Annotated in this window: 14 protein-coding genes and 1 pseudogene; 11 read left to right on the plus strand and 4 right to left on the minus strand. The window is 32.7% G+C overall.

What is annotated here, in order from left to right:
* The first annotated feature begins 264 nt into the window (after positions 1–264).
* The 6 genes from OEV98_RS12465 to OEV98_RS12490 all read left to right on the plus strand — a co-directional run bounded on the left by OEV98_RS12465 (position 265) and on the right by OEV98_RS12490 (position 5996).
* Complete coding sequence (locus OEV98_RS12465) at positions 265–1881, plus strand: DUF6119 family protein (RefSeq protein ID WP_263073629.1); 1617 nt, start codon at positions 265–267, stop codon at positions 1879–1881.
* A gap of 87 nt (positions 1882–1968) precedes the next feature.
* On the plus strand, positions 1969–2733 hold the full coding sequence (locus OEV98_RS12470; protein ID WP_263073630.1) for a RipA family octameric membrane protein: 765 nt from the start codon (positions 1969–1971) through the stop codon (positions 2731–2733).
* A 220-nt stretch (positions 2734–2953) separates the two neighbouring features.
* Positions 2954–3736: a DUF6602 domain-containing protein gene (locus tag OEV98_RS12475; protein ID WP_263073631.1), complete on the plus strand. Its 783-nt coding sequence runs from the start codon at positions 2954–2956 to the stop codon at positions 3734–3736.
* A 136-nt stretch (positions 3737–3872) separates the two neighbouring features.
* Positions 3873–4520: a hypothetical protein gene (locus OEV98_RS12480; protein ID WP_263073632.1), complete on the plus strand. Its 648-nt coding sequence runs from the start codon at positions 3873–3875 to the stop codon at positions 4518–4520.
* A 33-nt stretch (positions 4521–4553) separates the two neighbouring features.
* The gene (locus OEV98_RS12485) at positions 4554–4841 is read left to right on the plus strand and encodes a hypothetical protein (RefSeq protein WP_263073634.1); all 288 of its coding nucleotides are present in this window, start codon (positions 4554–4556) and stop codon (positions 4839–4841) included.
* A gap of 771 nt (positions 4842–5612) precedes the next feature.
* Positions 5613–5996 carry a DNA polymerase family A protein gene (locus OEV98_RS12490; protein ID WP_263073635.1) on the plus strand — a complete coding sequence of 128 codons (384 nt, stop codon included), beginning with the start codon at positions 5613–5615 and terminating at the stop codon, positions 5994–5996.
* A gap of 182 nt (positions 5997–6178) precedes the next feature.
* Here OEV98_RS12490 and OEV98_RS12495 read toward each other — a convergent pair whose 3' ends face one another.
* Positions 6179–7057, minus strand: a complete 879-nt coding sequence (locus tag OEV98_RS12495) for a helix-turn-helix domain-containing protein (RefSeq protein WP_263073636.1) — start codon at positions 7055–7057, stop codon at positions 6179–6181.
* Positions 7058–7342: 285 nt separating this feature from the next.
* Between OEV98_RS12495 and OEV98_RS12500 the strand changes: the two are divergent.
* A pseudogene (locus OEV98_RS12500) lies at positions 7343–7612 on the plus strand (antA/AntB antirepressor family protein).
* A 153-nt stretch (positions 7613–7765) separates the two neighbouring features.
* Here OEV98_RS12500 and OEV98_RS12505 read toward each other — a convergent pair.
* Positions 7766–8674, minus strand: a complete 909-nt coding sequence (locus tag OEV98_RS12505) for a DMT family transporter (RefSeq protein WP_263073638.1) — start codon at positions 8672–8674, stop codon at positions 7766–7768.
* A gap of 159 nt (positions 8675–8833) precedes the next feature.
* Between OEV98_RS12505 and OEV98_RS12510 the strand changes: the two genes are divergently transcribed.
* The 3 genes from OEV98_RS12510 (at position 8834) to OEV98_RS12520 (ending at position 12814) form a co-directional block, all read left to right on the plus strand.
* Entirely contained in the window at positions 8834–10603 is a 1770-nt protein-coding gene (locus tag OEV98_RS12510) for an ABC transporter substrate-binding protein (protein ID WP_263073640.1), read from the plus strand.
* A gap of 445 nt (positions 10604–11048) precedes the next feature.
* Entirely contained in the window at positions 11049–11495 is a 447-nt protein-coding gene (locus tag OEV98_RS12515; RefSeq protein ID WP_263073641.1) for a PH domain-containing protein, read from the plus strand.
* Positions 11492–12814 (plus strand): PH domain-containing protein, encoded by a 1323-nt coding sequence (locus tag OEV98_RS12520; protein WP_263073642.1) that lies wholly within the window; start codon positions 11492–11494, stop codon positions 12812–12814. The genes OEV98_RS12515 and OEV98_RS12520 overlap by 4 nt, the downstream gene beginning before the upstream one ends.
* Positions 12815–12951: 137 nt before the next feature.
* Here OEV98_RS12520 and OEV98_RS12525 read toward each other — a convergent pair whose 3' ends face one another.
* Entirely contained in the window at positions 12952–13296 is a 345-nt protein-coding gene (locus OEV98_RS12525) for a YjgN family protein (RefSeq protein ID WP_263073643.1), read from the minus strand.
* 362 nt (positions 13297–13658) lie between these two features.
* Between OEV98_RS12525 and OEV98_RS12530 the strand changes: the two genes are divergently transcribed.
* Positions 13659–14645: a tRNA dihydrouridine synthase gene (locus OEV98_RS12530; RefSeq protein ID WP_263073964.1), complete on the plus strand. Its 987-nt coding sequence runs from the start codon at positions 13659–13661 to the stop codon at positions 14643–14645.
* Positions 14646–14785: 140 nt separating this feature from the next.
* Here the strand turns inward: OEV98_RS12530 and OEV98_RS12535 are convergent, their stop codons facing one another.
* Positions 14786–16267 (minus strand): GGDEF domain-containing protein, encoded by a 1482-nt coding sequence (locus tag OEV98_RS12535; protein WP_263073644.1) that lies wholly within the window; start codon positions 16265–16267, stop codon positions 14786–14788.
* Positions 16268–16409: the final 142 nt, after the last annotated feature.

Below are 16409 nucleotides of genomic sequence, written 5' to 3' on the forward strand. Positions count from 1 at the left end.
ATAAAACTATGATAAATAATTTAAATATCTTAAATCCTTTTATTGGTAATGTTATAATGGGTAATAATAGAATATTTTGTCTAAATATAGGAGAAGAAAATATATTGATCTTTGAACATTTTTAGTAATTCCTGCTGTTAGCAATTATATTATTCTGGTAAATCTCTGGATTTTTCCTATTGAATATTTTTTATAAGATTAATATCCTAGCTGTTTAGTAAGTGCAATATAAATAATATTGAAAGGTTTTATAGGGGTGTCTAATTGTCTAAAATAAATTTATACAGAATCGATGAAGGAAATCATAGAGCATTTTTAAATTATTTAGAAGAAAAACTAGTTTATATTGAAAATAAAGAATTAGAAGATGAGGAAGAAGAAAAATATTCATTTTCATTATTTAAAATAAATGAGGAAGTAGATAAAGAAATTAGTTGGAATTGGATTTTAAATGAGTTCGGCCAACCGTTGTTGTCAGTCAAAACACAACCAAAAGCAGTACTAGTAATTGAGTATGATGATGAAATGTATGCGGTGACATTTGGTAGTGCATTTTTCTTAGTAGATAAATATTGTGATCGAAATTTTGCATTTGAATTTGCTAGAAGAATGAAATACTTAGAGATTAAAACGACTACTTTATTATCACCTAATATGCAAAGGAATAAGAATATTAGTACATATATAAATTACGAAAGCTTAGAGTTTGATAGTGGTGAGTCATTTGCAAAATTAAAGGCAAAGTTAAATTTAGACGAGTACAATAATGCATTAATTGGGGAAACTGTCGAATTTGGAAACTCTATAAAATTCGATTTAAAAGTTTCAAATTTAGAAAATGTAAGCCGACTAATAACATTTATAAAATTAATATTAAATCAAGATGAAATATATAAAATTCCCGTATTTAATAATGTGACAGACAAAGATCTCTTAGAACAACTAGAGACTAACTTATTTTCAAAGATTGAGGAAAATATTAATGATATAACTATATCTGAGTTAGATATTATTGGAGTTTCAGAGATATTTAATAATCAAGATACATTTTTTGAGCTTTGGCACGGTCATAAAAGGAAAGAAATAGAAAGTCTTAATTTAGCTGAGGTGGAAAAGTTCGCTGAAGAAAAAGAAATAGAATTATCTAAAGAGATTCTCAATATTAAGGTGAAAAGTTTTAATAACGGTAAATCCATTAGAACAGACAAAATAAAAAATTTAATTGATTATGTAGACGATGATAAGAGGTGTGTTTTAAATAAAGGAATATGGTATCACTATAATGATGATTATCAGAAGTACCTGGAGGATTCTATTTCAGAAATAGAAGTGATTTATAGCCAAGAGTATGATTTTAGTGATTCAATTCATCAGGATTTTATTGATGAAAAATTTAACGAAGAAAAAGAAGATCCTGAATTCGAGGGATTGACTGATTCGAAAGTAAAAGAAAAATTAAAGAATAAATACTATGCAGAAAGAGCTTTTAATCTTTTAAGAGTAAGAGATGGTTTTGAAAATTACGATAGAGTTACAAATAGTTATGCAGGTGCACAGATAGAGTTAATGGATTTATACAAGGGTGAAACTATGTACGCAGTAAAAATAGGTAGTGCCTCTTCAACATTATGTTATGCCGTAGATCAATCTATAAGTTCTTTGAAAATGTATAAACATAATACTTTGGAGGGAATGCCTGCTGTAAAGAATGTAGCAGTGTGGTTGGTTTTAAAGAGACAACCGCTTTCTCTAAATCAAAGTGGACAACCGAATTTAAATACTCTAAATATGATTATGCTAAAAAATAAATTAGATTCGTGGAAAAAAGAAGTTAGATTGCAGGGGCTTAACCCGATTGTATATATAAACTATAAACAATAGTAGCAGGTTTATTTAATCGATAGGTAAAAACTTAGTTCATTAACCAAAGAAAAGTTTATTAAGAATAATATATTATGTGGTGAGCAAATGACTAATATTAATAATAATTCAAAGTCTAGTAGAAACGAATACCTTTCTCATTTTGATAGCAAAAGAAACAAAGGAAAAGCAAATCAAAATACTGATGAATATAAAACAAGTTTTCAGAAGCGTGAAGCGGCACTACAATTAGCTTTAGATATACGAAAATTTGAAATTGAATTATATTGGAAGAGAGCTACATATTTTTGGGGCTTTTTAATAGTTATATTTGGGGGTTATTTTGCGGTCCTAACCGTGAAGAATGATGAGATTCCCTATAAAGATGAATCGTTATTGCTAATCAGTTGTCTTGGGACGATAGTTTCTTGGAGTTGGTACCTGGTAAATAGGGGGAGCAAGTTTTGGCAAAACAATTGGGAAAGACACGTTGATTTACTTGAGGATGATTTTACAGGTCCTCTGTATAAGTTAGTTTTTGATAAGAAAAAAGAAAGTATAAAAGAATATCTCTTTAATTTTTTAAAGCCAAAAACATATTTGAAAGCCGGTAAATATTCAGTTTCTAAAATAAACCAAGCCTTAAGTCTATATATTTTCTGTATTTTTTTTGGAATGGCCTTATCTAATTTTATTAGACTGTTACCGGGAAATCTTTTGATTGGGAATTTTGATATAAAGTACGAACATAGTGTTTATTTTTTTGCTGGATTAACACTGATTTTTTGTATTGTTATATTACCTTTATGTAAAAGTGATCTTGAAGGAAAAATATTAGCAGAAGTGAAAATAACAAAGAGGCATTTTGATTAATTAATAATTCTATAGTTCAATTGTGTTTGTAAATTAAAGGTTAGAAAGGAATATAAATTTAAACTACTATGATATTTACATTCTAATCAAGGAATTGTAAAAATGGAAAAGGAAGCATATGAGAGGAAGCTACCCTTTCAGGCAGTTAGTTAAAGAAGGATGATTGCTTCTCTAGTAGAATATTTAATGTGGTAAACAATACATATAGGGAGACCGAAGAATGACACATAAACTGACATTAAGTCCAAGCTTGTATCACCAATTTGAAAAATTAGTTTTAGAAATTAACTTAATAAGGCAGCTTACAACTCATCCAGGTGAAAAGGGGCACGAGTTTGAAGGGATATTAAAAAACTTTTTAAAAGATGTTGTCCCCAAAAGGTATAAATTATCGACAGGCTTTATCGTTAATGAAAGCGGCATAAGCGGACAAACAGATATAATGATATACAATCAGAATGAAATTCCGGCCTTATATTCCGGATATGAGTTAGAAATAATTCCGGTTCATTCCCTTGCAGCGTCAATAGAAGTAAAAATGACATTAACTCCTGCAATGGTTACCAAGTGTCAAACTGATGCTTATAAAATTAAAAGACTATTTAGAGGCTCAGTCAAAGCTCAAATAGATGGGATGAATGAAGATGAAAGAGAAAAATACCCGGAACCTTTATGTGTGCTTTTTGCTTATAATACTGATTCTTCAACTATCAAAAGCTTCATAGATAAGCTAAATGAACCAGACGAGAAAGGAATTGATTTAATACTACTGATGGATAAAGGGTATATTTCTTGGGATCCAATAAATAAAATTTATAAATACAGTGATGGGTCAGGCTACAAGTATTTAGGGGCTTCTAGTTTTAATCTAAATATAACTAAATCCCATAGATTCTTTTTGGAGTTTTATATGGAATTTATTAATCATTTATACAATTATAATAGTGTAATTCCGAATATCACTTCTTGGGCTCAGCTAGATATTGTTTATTTCGATGAATAATAAATCTTCTAAAATGAGTTAAAACAATAAATAATACACTAGATTAGCGGTGATTTTAATGAACATTTCAAATGAGACTGTTAAGTGTTTAGTTGGCATAATTAATGAGTCTGTTTATAGGAAAGGGTATGAATTAGTGGAGTTTTTCAACCAATTTGGTTTTCAACACACATATCCAGACTCTGTTAATGTATCGGGAAGTAGGGCAAATTATACTCGTGATGTTATTTTAGATTTGAATGGAAGCACAAAGCTCGATCAAGTAATCCAAACTGCTATTCATCCTCGTAATTATCTTGGAACTCAAGTAAATGTAACTGATGTTGTCGAATCACTAAACGAGTACCTAAATTATGATGGGTATGAAATTATTCGAGATGGTGCTATATATTCGATTAAATATAAAAATGAAAATCAAGGCAGGATTATTAAAAACCTTATATTTGCAGCAGATGGACCAAAACCAGAAATCGTTCTTGTAGATACTTTGCAATATGAAATAGATGTGGTTTCAAACAGCGAATACGTATTAATCTTTGATGGAACTATTAGCGGTGATGGACTTTCGTGGAATCAGATGGTCAACTGGTGGTCAACTAAATATGAAGTTACATCTAACAAACATGTTCTTTTTTATCAAAGATTGTATCGGTCACTTGGCTCAAATGCTGAACGTCTTTTTTTCCAGACGTATTATGAGTTTTTTAATCACAATCTTTTCGCAGATGTACCAATACTTATACCACAAGTATACCTACATTACGACCCTTATACATTAAGCTAATTAAATGGGGTGGGGCGAATACCCCGTCAAAGGATGGATTTCTTACTATTACTTCCAGAACACCAACGAATAGTTCTAGAAATAGATGGAAGGCAACATTATACTGATGATTTCACGCAACAACCCTCCCCTAGTAAATATGCTGAAATGGTAGCTGAAGATAGAAGGTTAAGACTTACCGGCTATGAGGTTTACCGTTTTGGAGGTTATGAGCTGATGGGAAATAACCAGGAGCAATTACTTCAAACAAAAACTGCTATAAAAACCTTTATTGAAAAATTGTTTGAAAAACATAATCTTGTTTTAACCCATCTAACCTAAAGTATAAGAAATGATATAGGAAATTAAAAAAAGCAATTAACTAAATGGTATCCAGGAAATAATACTGATAGAAATTGCCAATAAAGAAAAGGCGTGGTAAACTTTCCGGAGGTTTTTAGTAACAAGACTTTTTCTGGTAAAAGAAAGAGACCGTTAGATATTGATAAACCCACCAACATCCATTGTGTTGTCAAATACAGTCCACACATGTGGAGTGTGTTGTCTTGATGTCAAGGGTGGAGAAATAGGACTGCTCAAAATACTGATAAATAAATTCCCGCCATTGCCTTTTTCCCTCGGCAACTTTGCCTAGGTCGCTAATGTTGGGAAACTCTTATTTTCATTCATTGAGGAAACATATTAACTGCCCTGAAGGCAATAGGGTTGAGTTGATAGATTAGATTTTTTTCTGGGGTTGAGGAGACAGAATAGATGTATTATTTAGTCCCCTCGTACAGCATCTATAAACAAGCTGTGGTGGTCGATGAACATTCCCGTGAAAAGCTAATGGCTTTATTGCAGGATATAAACTAATTTGGAGAATCCAAACTATGTACAACAAATGAAAGACTGGCTTGCCGATAATGGGCTGAAACAGATACCATAGGTAAAAAGGCAGTTGCGAGATGTTAAAGATGTCTCCTGAACCACTAGGCACTTTTTTGGAACTTCGTCAGCAACTTGCAAAATCATCGGTGAAAAAATACACAGCAATGGAGAATAGATGTATTCCAAAATGGCGGTGATATCTACTGTGCAAGTGCCTCTCAGATGTTTAATGTACCTGTTGAAAAGCATGGTGTGAATGGCCATCTTCGTCAGAAAGGGAAAATAACCGAACTTGCTCTCGGTTATGGCGGATCTGTTGGAGCATTAAAATTAATAGGTGCTTTGGAGGTGGGAATTGAAGAAGAGGATCTTCAGCCCCTTGTAACGGCTTGGAGACAATCCACTCCCAATATCACAAAGCTTTGGTGGGATGTTGATTGTGCAGTAAAAAATTGTGTTAAGCAAAAAACTCCCACATCGACACAGGGCATTAAATTTATTTATCAAAGTGGGATGCTCTTTATAGTTCTTCCTTCTGGCAGACGGCTTGCCTACCTGTTACTTAACGCTGATGGCTATGAGTGCCAGTTTTATCAAAAAGATTAAATTAATTGGTATTCGGATTATCGTGTGGAAAAAAGGTTAATAGATCTTGAACTTTTAAATAATGAAAACAGGATAGCACTTATTTTATGATTTAGTACGTGCTATCTTGTTTGTTCCACAATTGCGTCCTATTCTGGAATATCTAAAATATAATCATCAATATCAATTAGTAGAAACATATGTTACTCACTAAAATCTAAATTACTTGGTTGTTTTGGTAGATGTTCAAAGTCAAGCATATTAGTTGTAGGTACTTTATCCGTTACTTCTTCAAAACGGAATCCATCTGACCAAACCTTTCCTTTTCCAATCAGTAAAACACCAAAGTGGATAGAAGAGCTATCTTCTGGAACATCTAACACTATTGAATAGTGGTTCCAATCTGTGGTTCCTTGAATGGATCGATTATCCATATTATCAAATTGAATTGTATCTCCAGTAGCATTATCAATACGAAGCCAAGCACCGCATTTAAATACATTCTCCGTTTTTAAAAAGCATGAAAGCTTTAATCGTTTTCCCTTATAGTCATGTGCTTGGAAACCTTGCATCATTGTAGCGAAATGTTGCTCGTTTGCTTCACTTTTTGCATAGAGTAATCCTGATTTTGTTCCTGTATGAAAAACGTTGGAGTCTATCGTTAATTCATACAGTTCAGGGTTAGATCCACTTAAACGCCAGCCTTTAATTTGTTTACTTTCATTCATTTCTTTTTCCTCCTCTATCATTCGTACGGCTTTCATAAGCTTTCGATATTTTCCTGGTGGCAAGGCATACACTTCTTTAAACGCTCTTGTAAACGCCTCTTGGGATTGAAAGTGAAATAAGAAAGCAATCGTTAGTATAGAATCATCGGTATGCAATAAAAGCGTTGAAGCCATCGCTAATCGACGTTGACGTATGTATTCACCAATTGACTTACCCGTTTCTTGCTTAAAAATACGTAGTAAATGATACTTTGAGTAACCAATAATAGATGGAAAAGTATCCAATTGAATTTCTTCCGTCAAATTGCTTTCAATATATGAAATTACTCTTTGTGTTACTTCACTGTAATACAATTTGCTCACCTCAAAATCATCATACCGAATGTCGAGAATCTTTTTTTGATAATTCTTGCTAAAGATATTTACTTAAATTTCTTTAAATAGTTGTTCCAGATTAATGGCCAGTTTGTTAAAGTAAAAAACTGCTGAATCAATCTTTATATCCATCTTAACATGCACAAATTCCACTCGATATCCGAATGCAAAATAAATTTTTTCAAAATCCTCAACTTTCATTATCTCCTGTGGCTATTAGGTATAGGGGTTTCCTCTCTGACTATATTGCAGGAGGTAATTTGTATGGACGAATTAGTAAAAAACAATGATAAAAATCAACGACCAACCGTACTCGGTCGTGATTTATATGAAGCCTTGGAAGTAAAGACCGCTTATAAAGACTGGTTTCCAAGAATGTGTGAGTACGGATTGGAGGAAGGGTAATACTTTAGGTCATCTTTGAGCGAAAGTACTCGAGGCAGACCAAGCATAGACCATCAGTTAACAATTGACATGGCAAAAGAGCTAGGCAAGATACAGCGTACATGGTTCGCACCTATTTATTATTTATGAGATCTTTTCATTTAGTGCGGATTTTTATAACTTCACATATTAATATCTACTGATTACAAGTACTTCTGTAATATTGTTGTTAATTTATTTGGTAAAGTGTAGAGTATTTAATCTGTTTTAGTTCAAAAAAATCGCAAATAGCCTCGAATGGAGTTATGAATCAGTAGCCTCATGATTTGTATCGGGAGACTTCTCTTTATTCCTTTTTCCAAATGATAATAAAAGTATCGAAACTACTAACACAACAGCACCTAATGTATTCTGTATTGTAATCTCTATAGGAAAAAATGGAAATGATAGAATAGCCAACAGTAATGGACTAAATGCCCTGGTTACATTAGCGATAGAGAAACGTAAATGCTCCAATGCTTTATATAAAAGGAGTGTTCCAAGAAATCCAGTGAAAAGTGAAGATAAAACAATAAATCCTACTCCTGTAAATGAATAATTTCGATTAAAAAGATCACCTGTAACAGTAGCGTACAGTAAAACAAATATTAGAGTAATACAGCTGTTTGTGAATAAAATAGAGTTTGAGTCTCTTTCTTTCGTCATAGTCTTTTTAATAAATATATTAGTTAATGCGAAAAAGAACGTATATATCATTGCAAAGAAACTACCTAACAAATTAGAATGGAAGGTACCACCCTTATTAACAAATAAGAATGCTCCTAAAATAGCTAAGCTAATAAAAATTACTTCGCTTTTACTTAATTTTTCTTTCAAGATAAAAACAGATAATATTACTGCAAACACAGTATAAAATCTTCCAATAAACCCTATTTCAACAGGTGAGAGTAAACTGGTGCTTAGAAATAAAAAGATAACCCCTACTGCATTAAATAATGCTAACAATAGTATTTCTTTTTCAAAATAAAACCGCACCTTGCTTCGGTGTATTAAGCCAAATAAATAACTTGCCAGAATAACTGTAATAATGTTAATGACAGATGCTTTAGCAGGGGAAATCTCTAATAATCCAAACTTTGATAATAATGGCCCCACTGCCATCATTAAAACAGAAAGTAAATTGAATATATGTCCTTTATGTGATTCATTCATCTACTCTCAATCTCCTTAAACCCTAACTTTTTTATTCTGCATTTCCAAAGGATAAATTTTACTAAGTCCATACATTTAATTATAGTTAATAAAAGGAGAACAAAAAGTGAAAATTAGAGACTGATGTTTCACCTTTTATATGGAGGGATATGTACAAATATGAAACTAATAGAATACTATCTTTATCTTTTTGCTAAATTTTCAAAGTGTATAGCCTTCCAAAAGGTTATATTAACAAGAAGTAAGATCAGCAATGAATTGCAATGCACAGAAAGAACGGTAACTAATATATTGAATAAGATGGTGGATAAAAAATGGATCATAAGAAACAAGGGGGAAGGTAGAGGGAATTCAACCACAATAATTTTTTTAAAAACAATCGAAGAAATGCTGGATTATTTTGAAAGTGAATCTCCTACATACGATGATATGATGCGGATAATATCACTATTTGAAATTAATAGTTTATCTTATGAGAAAGAGCAGGTTTATTCTAGTTTAATTTCCAAACTTTTTGGGATAGAAGGGCATAACATATCAATGGAAAATGATGAAGAAAATGACTATGCACATTTAAAGATTCCTTATTTCCGCCCTTTTAATTCATTAGATCCTTCTGCTGTTGAAAGGCAGTCGGAAAGACACATGGTAGAGCAAATTTTTAATACTTTAGTATCTTATAATCAGGAAAATGAGAAAGTAGTGCCGTGTATATCATACTATTGGGAGCAAGCGAATGAAGGAAAGGAATGGATTTTTTATTTAAGGAAGGGGATTTACTTTCACAATAATCATATCCTTACTTCCAACGATGTAAAATTTAGTTTTGAAAGACTTTGGAATACTGATTCAAGATGGATAGTTAAGCATTTAAAGAATATTGATTGTGTTGGAAAACATGTTATACGATTTGAATTTTCTCAGCCGATGTATTGTTGGGATTTAATTTTAACATCACCAAAATGTTCTATCGTTCCTGAAAATTATGGTGGTAAGTCAAAGAAGGAGTTTACGAAATCTCCTATAGGAACTGGTCCTTATATGGTAAAAAACCATGATAATAACGTATTAAATCTAATGGTGCATCTTTCTTATTTTAAAGGTAGAGCATACATTGATGAAATTTCTTTTTTTGTATTACCAACTATTGAAAAATATTTTCATGCGAAAAAAATGGAACTAGAGCCTTTGCTTTATATTCCTTTTTCCGTAATAGACGATGGAGATAGTGATTATCATTATATTCAACGTAATAATCTATCAGTCAAATATCTTATGTGGAATATGAATAAAGCTAATATTAGATCAAACATTTCATTAAGAAATAGGGTAGCGGCAATCATCCATAAGGAAAAGATGGTAAAGGAATTAGGGTATCCAAGGTTTCAAAAGGCAAGCTCCTTTAGTGGAGAGGAATACGTTTATGAGTCTCCTTCTTTAAATAGTCAAGGTCAGACATCATTTAATGAAACAATGACTTTAATGACGTACGAATTAACTCCTAATGAAGATGATATAAAATGGTTACAGGCTGAGTTTGCAAAGCATAGTATAGAACTTCATATTATACAAGTGCCTTATTCAAGCTTTATAGAACAGTCGAAGCAAGCTGATCTAGTTCTATCCGAGTTTGTTTCAGAAAACTCCTTAGAGCTTTCCTTATATAATTTATTTCTCTCTGAAAGTAGTGTGTTTACTAATCTGTGTAATTTAGAAGAAGTCTACCAATTGGTAGATAGAGCAAAGCGGGAGAAAAGGGAAGGAAAACGGATTGAATGGTTAAAAAAGTTAGAAGGGGATTTAATGAATCAAAACATTATTGTTCCGTTATATTCTACGTTTCAAAAAGCTTTATTTCATAAAGATCTAATGGGGATATCTTTGAGTACAATTGGTTTGGTACCATTTGAAAGATTATTCTTCCGCTAACTTTTTTTCCAGCTCCGAACCGTTATTTTAAAAATATTCCAGCAAACTACTCCTTATTTTTTAAGTTTAACACTAAGGTTGGGATTTTGAACTAATTAAAAAAATAAAAAATACGCATTCTCCATTTTCCTTTTATACTTGAAATGCCTAAAAACAAGCAAACAGATGAGATGCAAATGAATTAAACTGTTGATAAAAATGATATAATACATTTTAAAGATACCATTATCGAATCAATCTATTTATTCTTTCTCCTTTTCAAAAGGAAAAAATGTTAATGTCCTTACCACATAACTTTGCCGAGACCATAAAATGGCGAGTTCCTTGCTTGAACAAGCAAGCTATTTTGTCACCTTTTACACTTCCGCTGAATTATATAACCAAGCATCGTCATGGATGATGTTTTATAAAATTTTCAAGAATATTGATCCTAAAGGAGTTTAATATGTGCCAACAAGTTCACCCGAAGTCTATCCCGTTGTGGACGGTTGAAACCTTATTCGAATGTCTTTGGAGGTCAGTGATTGCCTTTTTATTGTACTGGTTTCTTCGTGAATATCGTATTTCCGATTTATTCCTTTTTTACTTAACATATAAGGCTATATATTTTCTGTTTTGGGCGATTATAGGTCATAGGTTGCAATATCAAACAACGGAATACAGGTTTACAGCATCCGATCTAATCATTAAAGACGGAGGGTTTTCTGTTTTAGAAACAACGATTCCGTTTAGAAATATTCAGCATGTGGCGATAATGCAAACCTTTTTTTCTCGGCTGTTTGGCTTATATAGCGTGACGATACATACAGGAGGAAACTATTTTGTCATTCATTACTTGTCATTAGAAAAAGCGAATGAGCTTACAGAGGTGATAAGGAAGGTTATGCCATGAGAGAACATCCAATTCAATATTTTTATCATGTAACGCAAACTATAAAAGATCGTCTGTATTCCTTTATCGCACTAATTGTTCTCCTGATCGGCACGAGCTCGAAATATGAGCACTATGTGGAACGAGGTGCATTTGTTATTGGTGTGCTTGTTCTTGTCTATTCCTTTTTTAAATGGAAAAACAAAACGCTAACCTTCGATGGAAAACAGCTAATATACAAAGAAGGGGTATTTAGTCGAAAGACATCAATCATCCCTTTAGTAAATTTACTTAATATTTCTAGTGAAGATCCACTACTATTACAGATTTTAGGGATAAAAAAAGCAACATTACATATTGTCGGAAATGATGACATCACCTTTTCACTCGGAAAAAAGAACTTGATTGCATTGGAGAAGGCAATTAATATTCGACAGCAAAGCATAAATAAAGAGAAAACGACCTTTTTAAAGGGAAAACGCTTATTAGCAGCCGCACTTGACCCAATTAAGCTTTTTTCATCTGCTAGTATTTTATTCACGCTCATTACTTTCTTGCAGAATTTAAATAATTATGAGGATTCGGGAGTGATAGAAGTATTTAAAAGTATAACGATGGAAGATCTCCCACAAATAATAGTAGGTTTCATCCTTCTGTATCTCATTGTTTTGGTGATCAGTTACCCATTGTCTATCCTACTGGTGATGATTCAATATGCTGGTTATCAAATCAAACTGGAAGGAGACGCCATTCGAATCTTATACGGTATTATGAAGAGGATAGATAGGAAAGTTCCTATACAGCAGATTAATGGAATTCTTTATGAGCAGAGGTTTGGACAAAGATTTCTTGGTTACGGACAGCTATGGCTTATGACAATGGAAGGAAAAATCCTCCTTGATGTTTCTGTACAAGAAAAAAACGTAAACAGTGTACTGGAAAAACTTCTTCCTGAATTAAAGATAGAGAGATTTGCTCCACCACCGAAACGCTCCCTTTTACTGTTTGAGCAAATGCCTATTCTTTTGTCACTCATTTTAGTATTTCTTTACTACTACTTTTTTGGGTATTCCTTTTTTTTGTATTTCTTGTTTATTCCTGTTTTCTTCGGATGGCTAAAATGGAAACATGAATCCTATAGTGAGTTAAAAAATAATATCCAAATCAAAAAGTGGAGAGCAGGGTCATTAAAAATCTATTCTTTAAGAAAAACTACAATCCAGGATATGGCGATATCCACATCATGGCTGCAACGGAAAATGGGGGTGAAAACCATCCTTTTATCGCAACGTTCCGAAGAAGAAGTAGATCTTTATCAAGCGGAAAATGTCAAAATATGACCTGCTGGTAAAGTAACTACTAGTTTTCCTATATGGAAGAGTTTCCCCGCCACCTTCCCTTCATAAAGCTATTAGGGGAAGTGGAGGGATACATATGGATTTGTGGGGTTTTGGATTATTTTAACAAGGGCAATGCTTCATACAAAATAAGTGTGCTTCGTTTTCCATTTCTCTAATGATATAAATACCCAAAAGGAATAGATACCAAAGGTAATAATGCAAAGCAGCCACCATTTTATCCATAAACCAAATAGTCCTACCGCTGATCCATTGAACTTTAATCGTCTACCATTGATAACAGTATGTTCAATCTTCCAGCGGTAAATCATCGTATATGACCATGGTAGACAGATACCAAAAGTACACACTGTAACTAACGTACCTAAAATACGCAGTCCAATATATTGCAATAATCCTCCATCAAAATAAGATGTTTGTGAATTAGATCCATCATTATGTACATGGACCGATACTTCTGCCATTATTATTCCCTCCCTGTAAAATTTTTTATATAAAATAATGTACCCCAATTTTAACAAAAATTAAGAAACCGAGATTATATACATCAACTATTTAAGAATGCACCAACTATTTTTTACAAATTTAGGTAGGAATGTAGGAAAAAGTATGTAATATAGCACATCTATTGATAAAAGCATTTCTAACCATATATAATAGAAACTTGGATAATGCATGTAACCAATGTTTCGAATTATCTTTTCTACTTAATTAGTGAAATTAGTAACGTTTAATTTTGCTATCGTTTATAGTGGTAAAGGAGCATGTTTTAAATTTTGGGAGGAGAGTTTTTCTTAGTTTCCCATGAGAGGATATGAGTTTGACTATGACAGAAAATTTTTGGCGTGAATTGCCACGACCATTTTTTATACTTGCACCAATGGAAGATGTGACGGATGTTGTTTTTCGTCATGTCATCAGTAAAGCGGCAAGACCGGATGTATTTTTTACGGAGTTTACTAATACGGAGAGCTATTGCCACCCGGAAGGAAATCAAAGTGTACGTGGACGGTTGACATTTACTGAAGATGAGCAACCAATGGTGGCGCATATTTGGGGAGATAAGCCCGAATATTTTCGGCAAATGAGTATTGGTATGGCGAAGCTTGGCTTTAGTGGAGTTGATATCAATATGGGCTGCCCAGCACCAAATGTAGCACCTAAGGGGAAAGGAAGCGGGCTTATCCGTCGTCCAGATGTAGCTGCAGATATCATCCAAGCTGCAAAAGCAGGTGGATTGCCTGTAAGTGTGAAAACAAGACTTGGCTACACAGAAATCGACGAGTGGATGGATTGGCTAACCCATGTATTTGAGCAAGATATTGCGAACTTGTCTATTCATCTCCGGACGAAAAAGGAAATGAGTAAAGTAGATGCACACTGGGAGCTAATTCCGGAAATCAAAAAGCTTCGTGATCAGGTTGCACCAAATACATTGTTAACAATCAATGGGGATATTCCGGATCGTCAAACAGGATTGAAGCTCGTCGAACAATATGGTGTAGACGGGGTAATGATTGGTCGTGGAGTATTTAAAAATCCATTTGCTTTTGAAAAGGAACCGAAAGAGCATAGTAGTAAAGAGTTGCTTGACCTTTTAAGATATCAACTGGATCTCCATGATAAATATTCAATAGAATTAGAGCCACGTTCCTTTAAACCACTTCTTCGCTATTTCAAAATATATGTTAAAGGATTTCGTGGGGCAAGTGAGTTAAGAAATGAATTGATGAACACGAAATCAACAGATGAAGTGCGGGCAATGCTCGATGAATTTTTTGAAAAGAACCACGAGTGGATGGAGGAGCAGTAAACGTTCCTAAATCATATGAGAGGTAATCTTCAAACAAAGAAATTAAATGACGGGTATGATTCCGGTTTTTTACCGAAGTCATACCCGCTATTTTTGTTTTATATAGTAATTACGAAAAACGAGGAACCATGGTTAGTTTATCAAAAAAATCCAAAACCATTTTTCCCATTTTTCTTTATATAATACATCGCTTTATCCGCTTTATTGATTACAGATAAAACAGAATCGGACGCTTCAAAGGAGCTAATTCCAATGCTGGAGGATATCGAAATTTCGTGAGAATCAATGATATAAAGCTTAGATAAAGCCTCTACGATCACAGCTGCCAAGTTTTCCACCGCGTTTTTATCCTTGTCCGCTAATAACATAATAAATTCATCTCCAGCAAAGCGACATAAAAAATCACTAGTGGATATTTGTTCCTTTAATCTAGTAGACACTTGCTTCAATAATGTATCTCCTATGCCATGGCCAAAAGTATCGTTTACAGATTTAAATCCATCTAAATCAATAAATAGAAGATAAATAGGAGAATGCATTTCATTTTTGTATTGATTAATTTCACCTTGTATTTTTTCGAATAAGGAATGGCGATTAGGTAATGCTGTTAATTCATCATGATAAGCGAAAAATCTTAATTTATCGTTTGCTTCCTTCAGTTGGTTATTTTTATTTTTTATTTCCATATTCAATGCTTCATTATGATAAATGGTATGAAATAAGCGAATCATTAACAGCACTAATGCAATAAACACACCGATAAATAGTGGATCTTGTATATCGTAATAACGAATGTATACGATAAAAAGGAATATAATCAGAATGGTATATGGAATAAATAACTGAAAATATTTTTTCGAATACGGTTGTTTCGTTCTTTTCGTTTCTTTAAAATGGTTTAAACCGGAAAAGCCGATTAGCAAGATAGATAAAGACCATATCGGATCAATAAAATGACCAGATAGATAAGTAGGATTCGTGCTTTCATAAAAATAAATACTATTAGCTATTATATTTATAAGAAAACCAAAAATAATATAGAGCACGGTTCGGGATAATGGTGTGTACAGAAAAATAATAAAGCATGCAAATAATACGGATAAATCCGCTATAGGATAACCTAAATAAGTAATTAATGTTACTAAGGAATACGCATCAAATATTGGTAGTAATAACGGACGGATAATAAATACCCATGATAAGGTAGCGGTAATAACGGTAAATATTAATATGTCAAATATGTAAGTAGTGGTTTGGACAATTTTATGATTTTTAAAGTAATGCAATAATGCACAAATAAAAAATAGATAGCCTAATAGCATTAAATAATCATATAAACCCACATTAGGTGGGGTAACAAATACAAATTCATATAATCCCCAATAAATACTACCGATAGAATAAGAAATACAGCCTAATAGCAATAACAGGGTAAATGTTTTATTTTGATTGTTTTGGTTAGTGAATGCTCTGAAAAGAACAATTATAGAAATGAAGCTAGCAATAATAAGCAAAATATTACTAGTAGTGGAAAGGGAAACAGAATTACCCTCCAATAAAAATAAACAACTATAATACATGAAAATGTATAGAAACAAGAAAATAATATGTTTGAATACCAATGAGCTATCTCCTTTTGTTAAATAGTGCATAATGTTGATGTAATGGAACGTATCATTTATACATTGCATAAAAAAATGAACCTAAAAACTAGGTTCACTTTATGAGGCAGTTTCTTAGATGTCCCAGTTACCTTTGCTATTG

The organism is Perspicuibacillus lycopersici, from assembly GCF_025660475.1.
Lineage (GTDB): Bacteria > Bacillota > Bacilli > Bacillales > Caldibacillaceae > Perspicuibacillus > Perspicuibacillus lycopersici.